The following is a 16,720-nucleotide window of genomic DNA, read 5'->3' as shown; positions in this document are numbered from 1 at the left end:
AGGGCCTCTGCTTTCGCAGGGGCCTTTTTAGTTGAACAGGGTCAGGAGGATGTTCGAACGGCTGTTCGAAATCTGGAGGCTCTGCCGGGCGAGCGTCGTCTGGACCTGGAACGACTGGAGCCGGGCCGACTCCTCCTGCAGGTCCGCTTCGACGAGGGCCGCGACGCCCTCTTCCAGGGAATCCGTCAGGCCCATGAGGTAATCGCGCTGGCCGGTGATCCGGTCCTCGTAGAAGCCGAGCTGGGCGAAGGCACGGTTGGCCTTCTCCTGCGCGGCATCGAGCACTTCGAGGGCAGCGGCTGTCGAGAAGCCGGGCTGGTCGACAGGCGCGACGGCTTCGAGAAGCTCGACAAGCGTCGCGCTGTCCTGGCGCGCCTGGCTGCCGATATAAAAGGCGATGCCCTTCGGTGGCAGCCAGCCCTCGGCCAGATAGGACGTCATCTGATCGAATTCGGCTGGCGTGAAGATCTGGTTGTAGAGGACGACCTTGTCGTTCGCACCCTGGAACCGGTTGCCCGTAGGGCCCGCACCCGTGTCGTTCTTGACCACGCCATTGACGACGGCGTTGCCGGCGATCCGGCCGAGACCGATGGCGTTGCCGTGGTTGTAGAGGACGCCGACGCCCGTCGCCGTATCGACGAGCGTGCCGTCAAGGTAAGCCCTGAACTCACCCGTGGCGGAGGCGTTGCCGTCCAGGACGAGCTGCGCCGTGTACCGCGTGTTGGCCTGCACGGTCGCCTGCGCCTCGCGGTAGCCCCAGGGCGTCGTGCCGTCGTTCGGAATGTTGTAGCCACCGAAGACCAGCTGACCGTTCCTGATCGAGATGTTCAGGCCACGGATACCGCCGCCTTCTTCGTAGATGATCTGCTCGGTCGTGATGTCAGCCCCGGTCTCGAAACTGATGGCGAATGTCCGCTGGCTGACGCCGCTGCCCCCGAGGCCGACATTCACGCCGCTGATCGAGCCGAGGCTCTGCGGTGTGTAGGCGCCCGGCGTGCCGAATGTGTTTTGCGAGTTGAGATCAAGCGCCGCGCCCGGTAGCGGGTTGATCGTCGCGCTGACCGGAGCGGTCCGCAGGGCTAGGCCCTGTGCACGGATCGACAGCGTATCGAAATCAAGGCTCCGCCCTTCGCGCTCATAGCCGAGAAGGAACGTCTCGACATTGTCGCGTTCGAGCAGGTTGATGCCATTGAAGCTTGTCCCCGAGATGATCTTACGGACTTGATCGACCTGTTCGAGAATGACGCGTTCGAGTTCCTTCTCTCCTGAACCCGTTTCCAGAGCGACCACGGCCGACTTGATGTTCAGGATAGCATTGTCGATCTCGGACTGCGCCGCCTGGGCCGTCTGGATCGCGCCAAGGGCGTAAAGAAGGGTATCGCGCTGGCCTTCATAGGCCGTGATGTCACCGCGGACCGTGTTCGAGACGAGAAAGAACGCCGGGTTGTCACCGGCCTTGGAGACCTTGAAACCCGTCGAGATCCGGTTCTGCGTTGTATCGAGATTGCTCTCGGCCAGTCGCAGCGTCCTCATGGCGGTCATCGCCGAAGCATTGGTCAGCAGCACGATACTCTCTCCCTCGTGATAGAGTTACACGAGAGGTGTGCCTGAGCTTTTAAGAGAATTCGCGTCAGTGTTTCCGGCTGCTGACAGCGATTGCGAAAATTGGAAGCATCGGCCCGGCAGGCCCCTAGGACCGGGAAAACGAGACCGCTAGGGGGCGCCCGCGGGATTGAAGATGAGGCGATGACCCAGACGATTGAAGAAACCGACCACTTCGAGCCGAAGTTCAATGACCAGGGCCTCCTGCCCGTGGTGACGCAGGACGCCGGGAGTGGCCGGGTCCTGATGGTCGCCTGGGCCAACCGCGAAGCGATCGCGAAAACGCTCGAGACCGGCGAAGCGCACTACTGGTCGCGTTCGCGGCGGGAACTCTGGCACAAGGGCGCCACATCCGGGCACACGCAAAAGGTCCTGCGCGTCCTCGCCGACTGCGACCAGGATACCCTTCTCTACGAAGTCGAGCAGACGGGGGCCGCCTGCCACACGGGTCGGCCGACATGCTTCTACCGGGAAGTGACGGGCGCCGGGCTGAAGCCGACGGAGTGATCCGGTAGTTGAGCGAGAATGTCCCCTGCCGCAGGTACAGATTGTCCTTTGACACCGAACGGAACCATCCGCATCGTTTTTCGGAACGAGGAGAAGCATAAATGCTCAAAGCACTACTTCCGCTGACCGCCGTAGCTCTGCTGGCGGCTTGCGCCACCACCGAGGGCACGACCACAGGATCGGCTGAGACAACGCAAACGGCGGAGACTTCGAAAGAGGCGCTGATCTGCAAGGGCGAGACGACGACCGGTTCACGGCTCCGCAAGAAGCCAGTGTGCCGCACGGCGGAAGAATGGCGGACGATCTCGGAAACGTCCGGCGACCTGATTTCCCAGCGCCGCGAGATCAATCAGGGTCGTGAAGGATCGCTGAGCCCCAACTAATGAAGATCAGGGCCGTGGCCTCCGGGAACCACGGCCTTTTCCTGCCCTAGCGACGAGCGGGCATTTTGACGATTGTCTCAGGATCGACCCGCTCGCCATGGATGAACACTTCGAGATGGAGGTGTGGGCCGGTCGCGGCACCGCTCTGGCCGACCGTGGCGAAGACCTCTCCAGCACGTAGCCTCTCTCCCTTACGCACACTGAACGTATCGAGCTGGCCGTAGCGGGTGACCACGCCGTCGGCGTGGGAAATCTCGATCATATTGCCATAGCCCTCGTCGGACTCGACCACCATGGTCACGATACCGGCTGCCGGAGCCTGGATCGGCGTACCGAGTGCTGCACCGATATCGGTGCCGCGATGCATCAGGCGACGCTTCTCGATCGGGTGCTCGCGCATACCGAAGCTGCTCGTCACCTTGCCCGTTTCAACAGGCGCCACAGTGAATGCTATCGCACCCTGCTGCGCAATGGCGACCTGCCCGGCCACCAGCGGCAAACCGACGGCGGCGGCAAGGACGATGCCTCCTCTCCGCTTGCCCGCCCTGGCGCGGGGGCGCATGATCTCGGTCAACCTCATGCCGAATTCTCCTTTGGTTCGAGGTGAAAAGACCGCCGGGGCGCATGGCAGTGCGCTTCCGGCGGCATGGTGCAGCGCCCTGACGATCAGCTCGGCATAAGCCTTGCGCATTTCTGGCCGCTGCCGACAGACGGCTTCGTCGCAGGCGAGCTCCGCTGCCAGTCGGCAGCGGGCGGTCTGGTGCAGTATCGCCGGATGGGCCCAGAACACCGCATCAATCAGGGCAAGGATGACAAAATAGCGCTGGTCGCCACGCGCGTGGTGGGCGCGCTCATGGGCGATGATGAGGGCCAGCTCGTCGGGGCTGGTCCCGGTCGCGAACGCCTCAGGCAGGAGGACGGTGCCGCGTTCGCAGACAACGGGGCTCCGCAGAGCCGCTGTGGTAGCCACGTCCGGTCCCAAGACGGACGGCCTCGCCCCTGCGGCGATCCGGCTGAGCGCGCGGCGTGCCCTCTGGATTCTGGCAAGGCGCCAGAGGACCATGGCGACATAGGCACCGAGAAGGACGGGCAGGAAGAAGGCCGGTCTCGCAACAGCAACGTGCGCTCCGTCCAAAGCTCGTTCAGCATCCGGAGCAGCCAGCAAAAGCGGCTCGGCATAGGCCATCGAAGGCACGATGCCAGGAAGATAGGACGCAAACGGAACGATTGCTGCGCCTGCGACGAAGGGCAGGAGCATCAACGCCAGTGTGCGCTTCTCCGTGGTATCCTCGAGAGCCGGTTTGCTGCGCCACTCGATGAGGAGGCGAACGGCTAACAGGGTGATGGCAAAAAGGCTCGGCAGGACAAGCCATGTGAGGAGCGCGGGAACGGACAGGAAGCTCACGGCTTATCCTCCTCGGACAGGCGCTCGAGAAGGGCTTCGAGTTCGTCGACCTCTCCGGGCTCGATGACCCGGCTGCCGGTGAAAGCCGCGGCTGGCAGCGGCGTCTCGCAGTCGAGGACGCGGCTCGCGAAATTCTGGATCAGCCGCGCCATCACTTCGAGCTTTCCCTTGGTGGGAACAAAGGTCTTTACGCCGTGGACCGGCTCGACCTTGACCAGGCCCTTGGCCTCCATCCGCTCGAGCGTCTTGCGCGTCGCGGAGAACGACCAGCCGGTGCGCGCCTCGGTCGCGTCATGCACCTCGCGCGCGCTCAGGCGACCCGAGGCCCATAGTGCCTTGAGGAGCACGAGTTCCGTCTCGGAAGGGTTCTGGGCCATGGCGCGCTCCCTGTCGCGATTGTGCGACATGCGTCACACGGACGCGACAGGGTGTCAAGCGCTATGGAACTGCCCGTCGGGTCAGTCGTCGCCGCGCTGGAAGTGCGGCGGGTTCTCCGAGGTCACCTGGCGGATCACCTTCTTGTCGATCTTCCCCGTCGCGCCACGCGGCAGCATCGTCGGCGAGCGCCAGATGCGGGTCGGAACCTTGAACGGCGCGAGCCGTTCCTTGGCGTGCTCCTGGACAGACTCGAGGTCGAGGTCGTCCGAACCGTAGATCGCAGCGCCGACCACTTCGCCGAGCTTCTCATGGGGCACGCCGAAGACGGCGACCTCATCGACACCCGCAATCTCATGGATGGCGTTCTCGACTTCGAGACAGGACACGTTCTCGCCGCCGCGAATGATCATGTCCTTGAGACGGTCCGTGATCGTCACGAAACCGGCCTCGTTGACGAAGCCGACATCGCCGGTGCGGAACCAGCCCTCGGGGAAGAAAGCCGCGGCAGTCGCCTCGGGATTGTCGAGATAGCCGCGCATATTGGCCGGGCTCTTGATGCAGATCTCGCCCTCTTCACCATCAGGAAGGCGCTGGCCTTCAGGCGAGAAGGCCGCGATCTCCGTCACCGGAGGCACCGGGCGACCGGTGGACGAAGGGTACTTCACATAGTCGCCGAGCGCGATGTGCGTGCCGAGCGCATTCGTTTCCGTGAGGCCGTAGCCTGACGATGCGCTGATCTCCGGGAACATCTCCCGCTGCAGGGCGACCTGCGCTTCGGGGCGCTTGGCTCCGCCAGTGCCGATATCGACAATGGTATCGAGATCACCGGGCTCGGCCGCCTTGACGAGATCATAGGCCATCGTCGGCACACCGAGGAAATGTGTCAGCTTCTCGTCGCGAATGATCTTCGCGGCCTGTTTGGGATCCCAGCGGTAGGTGAAGACGAGCTTCCGGCCTGACAGATAGCCGAGCAGGAAGATCGAGTGCAGGCCCGTCACGTGGAACAGTGGCAGGCTGAGCAGTATGCCGGGATTTTCAGGGCTGAGGTCGACTTCGGGTCGGACAAGCTTGAACACTTCGAGGGTGAAGGACCAGGAAAGGACCGCGTTCAGGACGCCGCGATGGGTAAGAAGGGCTCCCTTCGGCTTGCCCGTCGAACCGGACGTGAAAAGCAGGCAATAATCGCTGTCCGGATCAATCGGATCCTGGGGCACGTCCATCGATATCGCATCGTCAGCAAGGATCGCGTGGAGCTTTTCGTCCTGGCCCGGAATGTCTTCGCGGCCTGCGATGAAGGTCAGGCCGAGCTCGTCCTTGCATGGCAGCATGATCTCCGCGCGCTTTGCATCGGCGACCACCATCTTCGCTTCTGACTTGGTCAAACCGTAGCGCAGCTCGTCGGCCTGCCACCACGCATTGAGCGGCACGACCGTGGCCCCGGAACAGACGATGCCGAGATAGGCCACGCACCATTCGGGATAGTTGCGCATGGCGATGGCGACGCGGTCACCCTGCCCGATGCCCTGCGCTTTCAACCAGTTCGCGAAGCGCATGCTCCGTGCCCAGACTTCACCGACCGTGTAGCGCTCGTCCTCGTAGACGATGAACGGCAGGTCCTTGTTCTCGGCGGTCTTCAGGGCAAGGACATCCCGGAGCGACATGTTCGAGAGCGCGAAGACACGGGGGTAGTCGACACCCCGGACCGTCATCGGCATGACAGCGAACGGCGCGCCCGCGGCGAGCACCTTTTCGATGCCTTCGTTCAGCTCTTCGGTTGTGATTGGCGGGACGGCGCCTGCATCCATGTTCGGTGTTTCCTCTTATCGAGATTATCGGTTGGTCACCCTGTAGCGGCAGCGGTGCAGGGAGACCACCTGCGTTCCGTTTCTATTCGTTACGTTCCGTGAGCTCGAGGCCAACTGCATAAACCTATTGCCGAAAATCATTTCGGGTCCGACACTCTTCAATGGAGGTTGAAAAGGACGGAACGACATTCGAATACTCGCAATTGTAGGTATTCGGAGGACCGCGCGGCAAGACGAACTGCCCAAGACTGCAGATAGAATTTCACGATGACTGCCACCTATCTGCACGGATTGCCTTGCGGGCGGGCCCGAAAAGCCGCCGATGGTTGACCTTAGCCCAGCCCTTGGTGCGCGATCTTTCACCACCGCGTAGTGCCGCTTTCCGGTCACATCAGACGTCGGCCAGAAGTCTAGTGCGCATCGTACGTGTCGAAGTTACCCGGCCTGCCAGCTCCCTTCACCCGGAGCGCAGGTCTTTGCCCAAGGGTTCTCGATACCGGCGCGCCCTGCGGCACGTGGGAGCGGAGAGCCCTTCTCCCTCCCCGGTATCCGGATCGGCGGAGGCATCCATCACACGCCGGTCTGCAACGGACCTTCAGGCCGAAGCCGGGCGCAGCGATCCGCTCGAACTCCGGTGAAGGTCGCCAGGTATCCGGACCCCCCGCGGTACTTGGCTTGTCCGAAGCCGGGTGGCCATCGACGCCTATCTGCCAGGCAGGGATGGCGCCCGGTGACGGGCTACGTTTGGCCTCCGCGTCATCCCCTCACACCCCTTTCACCGAAGCCCGCTTGGCAAAGCTGTCGGGAGGCGCTTAACGGGCCCGTCTCACCCTCCGAAGGAATTCTGCCCGTGCCGCATCTCTCGCCCCTGCTGAACGTCATGATTGGCGCCGCCAAGGACGCGGCCCGTATCCTGCGCCGCGATTTCTACGAGGTCGAAGCGTTGCAGGTCCGCAAAAAGGGCGCGGCGGACTTTGTCAGCAAAGCGGATCTTGCCGCCGAAGAGGCGATCAGACGGGCGCTTCAGAAGGCGCGACCGAAATACGGTATGCTTCTGGAGGAGACCGGCGAGATCGAAGGAACCGACAAGTCGAACCGCTGGATCGTCGACCCTCTCGACGGCACCACGAACTTCCTCCACTCCATGCCGCAATTCGCTATCTCGATCGGGCTGGAGCGGGACCGCGAGCCTTATGCCGGGGTCGTCTACGCCCCGATTCTCGATGAGCTCTATTATGCCGAGCGCGGCTTCGGTGCATTCATGAACGATACCCGCCTGCGGGTGACAGGCCGAGAAGACCTCTCCGAAGCGCTGGTCGGCTGCGGATTGCCGTTCAAGGGCAAGCCCGGACGCGAGCAGGCTCTCATCGAAGTCGAGCGTGTCCTCAAGGAAACGTCCGGGGTGCGCCGGTTCGGCTCGGCGGCCTACGACCTCTGCATGACGGCCGCGGGGCGTCTCGATGCCTTCTGGGAGCGCGGTCTCAACCCGTGGGACGTCACCGCCGGGATCGTGATCGCGCGGGAAGCAGGCGGCCAAGTGTCCACTATCGAGGATGACAAGGGCAAGCCCCACCTCGACAAGAGCATTCTGGCCACGAACCATTTGATGCACGACAAGATTCGCCGGGTCCTTCTGGGCGGAAAAGGCTGAACCTGTGATCCTCCGGTCAGTCAGCAAGAACGTGCGGGACCAGAACTGGTTCGCCGTCGGTCTCGATTTCGCGATCGTCGTGCTTGGTGTTTTCCTCGGCATCCAGCTCGGCAACTGGAACGAAGCGAGGAGCGAGCGTGAGCGATACGCTGCCGCTCTGGATCAGCTTGCTGAGGAAATCGAGGCGAACCGCGAGATTGTCGCGCAGTATCGCAGCGATTATGCCGAACCGCTCGAACGTGTCCGCCATGCCCTCGACGCCCTGAGCACCTGCGCGGTGATGGCCGAGGCGGAAGCGGCCGTCGATGCCGGGCTCCAGGCGATCCGCGGCACGCCGGGGTTCTATCCCCAGATCTCGGCCATCCGTGACCTGACAGAAGATGATGCCCTCAAGAGGCTACAAGCTCCGAAAGAGCGGCGGCAGATCCAGGACCTCCGCCGCCTGATCGAGCGCGTCGATGAAGGGTCGAATTTCGTCGAGAACCTGCCTTTCAGGAACCCGATCGAAGACCATCCGATGGTCGGATATGCTGGAGCAACCGAAGACGAACGCACGCGCAGCGGTTTCGTCCGGCGCCTCGCCCTCAATGCACCGCTCGAAGAAGCATGCCGCGACGAAGCTCTCATCGAAGCCTTCTATCTTTGGGAGAGGGTCGGAGGGTTTGCCCTTCGCCTCGCGGCCATAGCGGATGAAACCCTCGACACCAGCGAGGCTGAACTCGGCTTCTAACTGCCGAGCATGTCCTTCAGCCTGCAAAGGGCCTCGTGCGCTTCGCGCGGGGACATCCCGTCAGGGTCGAGAGCGGCGAGCGTGTCACGCAATGGGTCCGTAGCCTCTTCATCCGCCTGCGGAGCAGCAGCGAACAACGGCAGGTCCGCAACGAGACCGCCGACAGGGGCCTGCGCCTCCAGCAGCGAAAGGAGCTGCTGCGCGCGAGCGACGACCCCTTCGGGAAGCCCCGCCAGCCGGGCGACGGCGACACCATAGCTGCGGTCTGCCGCGCCGGGTCTGACCTCGTGCAAGAAGACAACTTTCCCGCGCCATTCCCGGACGGTCATGGCCACTGACGTCAGCCGCGGCAGTTCCTCTGCAAGGCGGGTCAGCTCGTGGTAATGGGTGGCAAACAATCCCCTGCAGCGGCACTCCGTATGAAGATGTTCAAGCGTCGCCCAGGCGATCGACAGGCCGTCATAGGTCGCCGTGCCCCGCCCGACCTCGTCGAGGATAACGAGGCTGCGCTCCGTCGCCTGATGCAGGATTGCCGCCGTTTCGACCATTTCGACCATGAAGGTCGAACGGCCGCGCGCGAGATCATCAGAAGCGCCGACGCGGCTGAACAGCCGGTCGACGATGCCGATCTTGGCCCTCAGTGCGGGGACGAAGCTACCGGCCTGGGCAAGGACGGCGATCAGTGCATTCTGGCGCAGATAGGTCGACTTCCCCGCCATGTTCGGTCCGGTGACAAGCTGGAGCTGGGCCGCGCCGCCGTCGGCAAGGGTGCAGTCATTGGGGACGAAGCTTTGCCGGTCACGCTTGAGTGCTGCCTCGACCACCGGGTGCCTGCCGCCTTCGACGGTGAACGCAATGCCCTCCTCTATCGACGGCCTGACGTAATTCTCAGCTTCTGCAAGCTCTGCGAGCGCAGCCAGGACGTCGATGGTCGCCATGCGGTCGGCAAGGTCGAGGAGCGCCTCGCGCCGGACAGAAATAGCATCGGTCAGCTCACGGAACAGCTGCGCCTCGCGCGTGGCAACGGCGCTCTCGGCCTCCATGATGTCACGGTTGAGGGCGTCGAGTTCTTCGGTCGTGAAACGCGCGGCAGTCGTCAGTGTCCGTCGTTGGGTAAAAAGATCGTGGCCGGAGAGCTTCTCGGCCTGCGCCTTGCCTACCTCGGCGCAGTAACCGAGCGCCTTGTCGTGCTTGACCCGAAGGCCCTTGATGCCGGTGTCCTCGCGGTAGCGCGCCTCGAGACCCGCAATCAGCTGCCGGGCGCCGCTCTGGAGTTCGCGGGAGCGGTCGAGATCAGCGTCAAACCCCTGCCGGATGAAGCCGCCATCACCCTTGCGCTGCGGCAACTCCTCCGCAAGCGCACGATCGAGGAGGTTGCGAAGTTCACTCAGCGATGATGGAAGCTGCACGTCACCAAAGACTTCAGGAAGAGGGCCAGCAGCGCCCAGCCGGTAGCCGAGCGCCTCCCCCGCCGCGAGCGCTCTAGCTACGAGGCCAAGGTCGGAAGGGGCGCCGCGATCAAGCGCAATCCGGCTGACGGCACGGGCAAGGTCAGGCATGCGTTTGAGCTCAGCACGCAGATCGTCGCGCAGGAAGCTGTCCGAGACGAGGAAACCCACGCCATCCTGCCGCGTCCGGATGAGCCCGGCATCGAGAAGGGGTGCTGCGACCCAACTGCGCATCAGCCTGCCGCCACCCGCGCTCACCGTGCGATCGATAGCGTGGAGGAGTGAGCCCCTGCGTCCGCCGGACTGGCTCTCGGTCAGTTCGAGAGACCGCCGGGTCGCTTCGTCGATCGCCATGCTTCCTGCTGCGGCTCCAGTCCTCGGCACACGGAGCGCTGGTCGGCTCCCGATCTGCGTCAGCTCGAGATAGGACAGAAGCGCGCCGAGTGCCTGCTTTTCGAGCTGGCCGTGAAGGCCCAGCCCTTCAGGCTCGCTGACGCCATAGGCCTCGCATATCCTGTCATGCGACGAGCTGGGAGAGAAACTCCGCGGGTCCGCTTCGGTGATCTTCGCGTGGGAAAGCGGCGGAGCGTCGCCGGCGTCCGCAACGATCAGCTCACTGAGGGCCAGGCTTGCCAGAAGATCCGGCGCCGATGGTGCAGGTCCGCCGTCGACGATGACCTCTCCCGTCGAGAGGTCGGTCGCTGCCACGGCCACCATGTCCCCATCGCGGACCAGCGCCGCCAGGTGGTTCGGCGCCGAGGGTTCGAGCAGGCTTTCTTCTGTGAGGGTCCCTGGGGTGACAATCCGGACGATGTCGCGCTCGACGACGGCCTTCGATCCGCGCTTCTTTGCTTCGGCCGGGTCCTCGGTCTGTTCGCAGATCGCGACCGTGAAGCCGAGGCGCACGAGCTTGGCGAGATACTGGTCGCGCGCATGGACCGGCACGCCGCACATCGGGATGTCTTCGCCCTGATGCTGGCCGCGTTTGGTAAGGGTGATGTTGAGCGCCGCCGCCGCCTTCTCCGCGTCGGAAAAAAACAGCTCGTAGAAATCGCCCATTCGGTAGAACAAGAGGGCGTCGCCAGCCCGCGCCTTGATGCGCAGGTACTGCGCCATCATCGGGGTGACCTTCCCCGCAATCTCGGGAGGATGCTGAGCTGTCGCGTTCATCGCCATTTGCCTCCGGTTCTGCGGACAAGGACGCCGTCGCGCCACTGCTGCTGGCTTCGGGACGTGCGGTCCCGGTCAAGGTGCGGCGGCACGCCCGCGCCCGGCGTTATGTCCTACGAGTCTCGGGCGGGGTCATCCACCTGACGATTCCCACAAGGGGCAGTTCGAAGGCTGCCGACCGCTGGCTGCGGACGAAAACTGACTATGTGGAAAAAAGGCTGGCGGAGACGCCCGATCCGGTCCCCTTCCGTTTCGGATCCGTGCTGCCCGTGCTCGGTCAGGACCGCTTGGTGAGACCGGTCGAGCGAGGGCGCGCGAGGATGACGCTGGACGCCCTCTTGATCCCCGAGGGCTCGCCCGAACAGGTGGACAGGGCCGTGCGGCGGCTCGTCCGCGCCGCCTGCCTCGATGCGGCGCGGCGCGACCTCTTCATCTATTGGAGCGCGCTTGGCGTCGAGCCGCGGGATACGCGGGTCCGGGACATGAAGACGCTCTGGGGCCGCTGCGCGCAGGATGGGGCGACGGTGCTGAACACGCGCCTCGCCTTTGCCCCGCGGGAGGTCTTCTCGGCCGTCGCAGCGCATGAGGCTGCGCACCGGATCGTCATGGACCATGGCCCTGAATTCCAGGAAACCGTCCGCAGGCTGATGCCGGACTATGACCGCCATGATCGCTGGTTGCGCGAAAACGGGCACGGGCTCTTCGCCTACGGGGCCACCTGAGAGCCGTGCAAAAGAAAAGGGCCGACGCGAAGGCCGGCCCTTTCCCTGTTCTTTGACCAACCGGTCTTAGAAGTCGAATTCGACTTCCGTACGACGGTTGAGCGGCTCGCGGACACCATCCGGCGTCGGCTTGGCGGGCTTGGTCTCGCCAAGAGCGCGGATCTTGATCTTGTCCGCATCGATACCGTAGCTGACCAGCGCGTCGCGGACGACCTGCGCACGGCGAGCCGACAGGCGTTCGTTGTAGCTGGCCGAACCCGAGGTGTCGGTGTGACCCGAAACGACGACTTCGATGATGTCGAGGTCGGTCGCCTGCTGGGCGCGACGCTGCAGCAGCTGGCGAGCAGCCGGGCTGAGTTCGGCACTGTCAAACTCGAAGTAGACGACCGTGCGGAGTTCTTCCGGCGTGACTTCGTCCTCGGCTGCCGTCGGGCAGTCCTGGCCCATCGGGACCACGGTGCCGTCGAAGCAGGTTTTGGTTTGCGGCGTCGGCTGGACGGCCGGGGCCGCAACCGGTGCACCGGCGCCAAAGTCCCAGCGCAGGCCGAAGGTGGTTTCGTGGACTTCGTACTCGCCGGTGACGGCGGTGACTTCGTTGTTCACGTAAGCGTCGAAGTCATACTCACCGGTGCGCAGGTAGCGGTAGCCGAGGTCGAAGGAGAGGTCGTCGGTCAGCGCGAAGCTGATGCCGGCGAGACCCTGCACTGCCGTGACGTAGTCGTCGTTCGAGGCGAGGATGCGGAAGCTGACCGGACGGGTCGCGTTCATCACCTGCGCGTCGGTGACGGCCGGTTGGTCGTCGACATTGTCGAAATCGGCGCGGACCTTCGCGAAGCCGATGCCGGCACCGATATACGGCGTGAAGCGGCCAGCGGCGTCAAAATTGAAGTCCTTGTACAGATTGACCATCCCGGCGGTGACGCCGAAGGTGCCAAGGTCGTTGTTGTCGCCGAGCGGGGTGCCATTGACGACGTTCTGGCCGTTGCCGCCGGTGCGGAAGCCAGCGAACATCGCGCCATCACCCGGAAGATCGTTGACGTCCTGGCTACGGTGCGAAAGTTCGATCTCGCCGCGAAGGCCGCGTTGGAAGTACTTACCGAGGGCGGCGTAGGCTGCGAAACCGTCACCCGTCTCGAGACGGCTGTCGAATTCCTGGGCGTCCATCGAGCGCAGGGCACCTTCTTCGCTTTGGAAATCATTGGCGCCGTATTCGTAGGCATAGCCGACGCCAAGGGCGCCGTAGTGGCCTTCTTTTTCGGCGGTCTGGGCCGACGCGGTGCCCAGGGCTGCGGTGCCGACTGCAACCAGCAGTGCAAGGCGGTAACTCATACTCTTCCCCTCCAAGGAAACCAGCTGCGTTAAGAATTACGCTGGGATGATTATGCGCAGAACATGCACTGGGGGGGAAGGTTCCGTTATCCAAGGGTTAACGGCAGCTACCTTGAATTCTCTAGCGATAGTGTTGCCTTACTGCATCACGATCTCAACGAAGCGTGATCGCTTCGATGCTGGGCAGGGCCTTCGCCAGCGACACCCGGAGCTTCCCGATGGCCTGCTTCTCGATCTGCCGGACGCGTTCCTTCGACAGGCCGAGGTCCACGCCCAGCTGGGAAAGCGTCACCCGCTCCTCGCCGAAGAAACGCTGGTCGATGATCCTCCGCTCACGGTCGGTGAGTGCCATCATCGCTTTTTCCAGCCACTCGCGCCGTTTCTGGAGGTCGATCTCTTCCTCGGCGGACTGGTCAGGCAGCGCCCGCTCGTCGGGGATCATCTCCTGGCGCTCGGTATCGCCATCCTCGTTTATCGTTGCGTTGAGGGACATGTCGCGCCGACCGAGGCGCGCCGTCATGAACTCAATATCATCGCCGGAAACGTTGAACTTCTTGCCCACCCGCTCGCGCGCGATCGGCGCTGCCTGATCGACTTCCTCGATCATCGCCCGGATACGAGAGAGATTGAAGAAGATGGTCTTGTGCGCTGATTTCGAACCGATCCGGACGATCGACCAATTGCGCAGCACATAGTCCTGCATCGACGCGCGGATCCACCAGCCCGCATAGGTGCAGAAGCGGACCTCCCGCTCGCAATCGAAGCGTTTCGCTGCTTCGAGCAGGCCGATGGCCCCTTCTTGGATGAGGTCGCCGAGCGGAAGGCCGTAGCCCCTGAACTTGATGGCCGTGGAAACCGCCATACGCATATGCGCTTCGGTCAATTCGGCGAGGGCCTTTTCGTCGCCCTTCTCGCACCATGCACGGGTCAGTTCGCGCTCACGCTCGATCGAGAGGATGGGCGCGGACATTGCCCGGCGGATGGTGTCCCGGACAAAGTCCCGCGTTTTCTCGTCGGCGTGCATCAGCGTTCTCCAGGCGAGCTCCGTCGCCCGCATGGCTCACGAAGGCGCTAGGGCGCGATTCGTTCCCGTCGAGCCGAAAGTTTTTTCACTGAAACGCGAGGATCGGGGTGACGGCAGAGAAAAAGAGCCTAAGGGGGCGCGCAAAAAACAAACGCGCCTCGGGAGTGAATGGCATGAAAATCGGCGTCCCCAAGGAAATCAAGAAACGCGAGTTCCGGGTCGGCATGACTCCGTCCAGCGTCCGCGAAGCGGTCCGCTGCGGCCACGAAGTCGTCGTCGAGAAAGACGCAGGGGCCGGCATCGACCTGACGAACAGCGATTACGAGGCCGCCGGTGCAACGATCGTCGGCTCTGCCGAAGAAGCTTTCGATGCTGACCTGGTCGTCAAGGTGAAGGAGCCGCAGCTCCAAGAATGCGCGATGCTGAAGCCGCACCAGACGCTCTTCACCTATCTCCACCTCGCTGCCGACAAACCGCAAGCCGAGGCCCTGATGAAGTCCGGCTGTACGGCGATCGCCTATGAGACCGTGACTGGCGACCATGGTGGCCTGCCGCTCCTGCGCCCCATGTCAGAGGTCGCCGGGCGGATGTCCGTGCAGGTCGGCGCCTGGGCGCTGGAGAAGCAACAGGGCGGCCGCGGCGTCCTTCTCGGCGGCGTGCCGGGTGTCTCCGCCGCGAATGTCGTCATTCTCGGCGGCGGCGTCTCGGGCTTCAACGCTGCCCAAATGGCCGTCGGCCTCCATGCCGATGTCGAGCTGTTCGACCTTTCCCTGAAGCGGCTCGAGGAGCTCGACGCACTCTTCAAGAACCAGGTCCAGACAGTCTTCTCGAACCCGACCGCGGTTTACGAAGCGGTCTGCCGGGCCGACCTCGTCATTGGCGCCGTGCTCGTCCCCGGCGCCGCTGCGCCGAAGCTCGTCACACGGGAGATGCTCAAGGACATGAAGAAGGGCGCGGTGCTCGTCGATATTGCCATCGACCAAGGCGGCTGCTTCGAGACCTCCCGCCCCACGACCCATGACGATCCGATCTACGAGGTCGAAGGCATCGTCCACTATTGCGTCGCCAACATGCCCGGCGCCGTCGCCCGGACGTCGACCTTCGCGCTCAACAATGTGACGCTTCCCCATGTGCTGAACCTCGCCAATAACGGCCCGGTCGAAGCGATGCGCAAAGACCCGCACCTTCGCAACGGCCTCAATGTCATGGGCGGCAAGATCACCTATGAAGCCGTCGCCCGCGACCTCGGCCTCGAGTACCAGCCGGCGGCGAGTTTTCTCTGAAGCAAGCGCTCTTTGACGCAGCCCCCAAGGCGGCGTTAGAGGGCGCCATGCCCACCAGCGATTTTGACAGCATTCTCGGCAGCCTCGACGGGCTGACCGAACAGATGACCGACAGGACCATGCGCTGGTCCGCGATCAATTCAGGCACGGCAAACCTCGAAGGCCTCGCACAGATGGCCGACGAGGTGACCGCCGCCTTCACCGAGGCGGGCTTCGAGGCCGAGCGCGTGCCCCCAGCCCCGGTGACCGAAGTCAATGACAAGGGGGACGTGGTGGAGATCGTCCGCGGCGAAGCCTGCGTCTTCCGCGCCAACCCGACCGCGAACCGCCGTATCCTGATGACAGGGCACCTCGACACGGTGTTCCCGAAGAACTCCCACTTCCAGACGCCCGTGATCCGCGACGACGGCACCCTGCATGGCCCCGGCGTGGCGGACATGAAGGGCGGCATCTGCGTCATGCTCGAGGCGGCGCGCGCCTTCCTCAATTCTCCCTATGCAGACAATATCGGCATCGACGTCATCCTGAATGCTGATGAAGAAACCGGCAGCCACGCCTCGGCCGCGCTCCTTGCAAGGATGGCGAAGGAAGCGGACATCGGCATGGTCTACGAGCCCGCCCTGCCCGATGGCACGCTGGCAGGCGCCCGCGCGGGTTCCGGGCACTATACCTTCACCGTAAGGGGGCTCGCAGCCCATGCAGGACGCGAGTTCGACAAGGGCAAGAATGCGATCCTCGGAGCCGCGCGGCTGATGCTGGCCATCGATGAGCTGAACGGCGTGCGCGATGGGGCCACCATCAATATCGGCGTGATTGATGGCGGTGTCGCGACGAATGTGGTGCCGGACACCTGCGTCGTCCGCATCAATGTCCGTGCCCGGAAGACCGAGGATCTCAACTGGGTCGACGCCGAGATCCGCCGCGTTCATGAGGAAACCGACCTCGGCGACGGAATTACGGCGGAGCTTCACGGCGGCGTCCACCGTCCGGTCAAGGAGATGAAAGGCGGTACCGCCGAACTGTTCCAGCTCGTCAAGAAGGCCGGTGGGGATCTCGGGATCGGCATCGACTGGGCGCCCACGGGCGGCTGCTGCGACGGCAACAACCTCGCCGATGCGGGCCTGCCCAATGTCGACACCCTCGGCGTTGTCGGCGGCAAGATCCATTCGGACCAGGAATATGCGCACCCGGAAAGCTTCGTGCCTCGGGCCAAGCTATCGCTTCTCATCATGTTGCTTCTCGCCTCGGGCAAAGCCCCGTGGCCCAAGCGATTGGACGTGTGA

General features: G+C 63.8%; 14 protein-coding genes. 7 read left to right on the top strand and 7 right to left on the bottom strand.

Annotated elements, in window-relative coordinates:
* Positions 1–27: 27 nt before the first annotated feature.
* A complete protein-coding gene (locus IE053_RS11745; RefSeq protein ID WP_189576192.1) occupies positions 28–1,566 on the bottom strand; it encodes a flagellin N-terminal helical domain-containing protein in 1,539 nt (512 codons plus the stop codon).
* A 180-nt stretch (positions 1,567–1,746) separates the two neighbouring features.
* Between IE053_RS11745 and hisI the strand changes: the two genes are divergently transcribed.
* Both hisI and IE053_RS11735 read left to right on the top strand, forming a co-directional pair.
* Positions 1,747–2,109 carry a phosphoribosyl-AMP cyclohydrolase gene (hisI, locus tag IE053_RS11740; protein WP_189576191.1) on the top strand — a complete coding sequence of 121 codons (363 nt, stop codon included), beginning with the start codon at positions 1,747–1,749 and terminating at the stop codon, positions 2,107–2,109.
* A gap of 101 nt (positions 2,110–2,210) precedes the next feature.
* Positions 2,211–2,492, top strand: a complete 282-nt coding sequence (locus IE053_RS11735; RefSeq protein WP_189576190.1) for a hypothetical protein — start codon at positions 2,211–2,213, stop codon at positions 2,490–2,492.
* 46 nt (positions 2,493–2,538) lie between these two features.
* On the opposite strand, the gene IE053_RS11730 is transcribed toward IE053_RS11735, so the two are convergent.
* From IE053_RS11730 to IE053_RS11720, 3 genes are all read right to left on the bottom strand, one after another.
* A complete protein-coding gene (locus tag IE053_RS11730; protein ID WP_189576189.1) occupies positions 2,539–3,897 on the bottom strand; it encodes a M23/M56 family metallopeptidase in 1,359 nt (452 codons plus the stop codon).
* Complete coding sequence (locus IE053_RS11725; RefSeq protein WP_189576188.1) at positions 3,894–4,274, bottom strand: BlaI/MecI/CopY family transcriptional regulator; 381 nt, start codon at positions 4,272–4,274, stop codon at positions 3,894–3,896. The genes IE053_RS11730 and IE053_RS11725 overlap by 4 nt, the downstream gene beginning before the upstream one ends.
* An 81-nt stretch (positions 4,275–4,355) precedes the next feature.
* On the bottom strand, positions 4,356–6,080 hold the full coding sequence (locus IE053_RS11720; protein WP_189576187.1) for a class I adenylate-forming enzyme family protein: 1,725 nt from the start codon (positions 6,078–6,080) through the stop codon (positions 4,356–4,358).
* Between the two features lie 850 nt (positions 6,081–6,930).
* On the opposite strand from IE053_RS11720, the gene IE053_RS11715 reads away from it, so the two are divergent.
* Both IE053_RS11715 and IE053_RS11710 read left to right on the top strand, forming a co-directional pair.
* The gene (locus IE053_RS11715) at positions 6,931–7,731 is read left to right on the top strand and encodes an inositol monophosphatase family protein (RefSeq protein ID WP_189576186.1); all 801 of its coding nucleotides are present in this window, start codon (positions 6,931–6,933) and stop codon (positions 7,729–7,731) included.
* 4 nt (positions 7,732–7,735) lie between these two features.
* Positions 7,736–8,461 carry a hypothetical protein gene (locus IE053_RS11710; protein ID WP_189576184.1) on the top strand — a complete coding sequence of 242 codons (726 nt, stop codon included), beginning with the start codon at positions 7,736–7,738 and terminating at the stop codon, positions 8,459–8,461.
* Here IE053_RS11710 and mutS read toward each other — a convergent pair.
* Positions 8,458–11,079: a DNA mismatch repair protein MutS gene (gene mutS, locus IE053_RS11705; protein ID WP_229786202.1), complete on the bottom strand. Its 2,622-nt coding sequence runs from the start codon at positions 11,077–11,079 to the stop codon at positions 8,458–8,460. The two genes, IE053_RS11710 and mutS, sit on opposite strands and share 4 nt — an antisense overlap.
* A gap of 80 nt (positions 11,080–11,159) precedes the next feature.
* Between mutS and IE053_RS11700 the strand changes: the two genes are divergently transcribed.
* Positions 11,160–11,801, top strand: a complete 642-nt coding sequence (locus IE053_RS11700; RefSeq protein ID WP_189576180.1) for a M48 family metallopeptidase — start codon at positions 11,160–11,162, stop codon at positions 11,799–11,801.
* Positions 11,802–11,867: 66 nt separating this feature from the next.
* Here IE053_RS11700 and IE053_RS11695 read toward each other — a convergent pair whose 3' ends face one another.
* Both IE053_RS11695 and IE053_RS11690 read right to left on the bottom strand, forming a co-directional pair.
* The gene (locus IE053_RS11695; RefSeq protein WP_189576179.1) at positions 11,868–13,130 is read right to left on the bottom strand and encodes an OmpA family protein; all 1,263 of its coding nucleotides are present in this window, start codon (positions 13,128–13,130) and stop codon (positions 11,868–11,870) included.
* 154 nt (positions 13,131–13,284) lie between these two features.
* Complete coding sequence (locus IE053_RS11690; RefSeq protein WP_229786201.1) at positions 13,285–14,187, bottom strand: RNA polymerase factor sigma-32; 903 nt, start codon at positions 14,185–14,187, stop codon at positions 13,285–13,287.
* A gap of 140 nt (positions 14,188–14,327) precedes the next feature.
* On the opposite strand from IE053_RS11690, the gene ald reads away from it, so the two are divergent.
* Together ald and IE053_RS11680 are read left to right on the top strand one after the other, a co-directional pair.
* Positions 14,328–15,437 (top strand): alanine dehydrogenase, encoded by a 1,110-nt coding sequence (gene ald, locus IE053_RS11685; protein ID WP_189576177.1) that lies wholly within the window; start codon positions 14,328–14,330, stop codon positions 15,435–15,437.
* Positions 15,438–15,484: 47 nt separating this feature from the next.
* On the top strand, positions 15,485–16,720 hold the full coding sequence (locus tag IE053_RS11680) for a hydrolase (RefSeq protein ID WP_189576175.1): 1,236 nt from the start codon (positions 15,485–15,487) through the stop codon (positions 16,718–16,720).

This window comes from Parvularcula lutaonensis, from assembly GCF_014651915.1.
In the GTDB taxonomy this organism is placed as follows: Bacteria; Pseudomonadota; Alphaproteobacteria; order Caulobacterales; family Parvularculaceae; genus Parvularcula; species Parvularcula lutaonensis.
The sequence above is the reverse complement of the archived record's forward strand: the minus strand, read 5'-3'. Positions and strand labels throughout refer to the sequence as shown.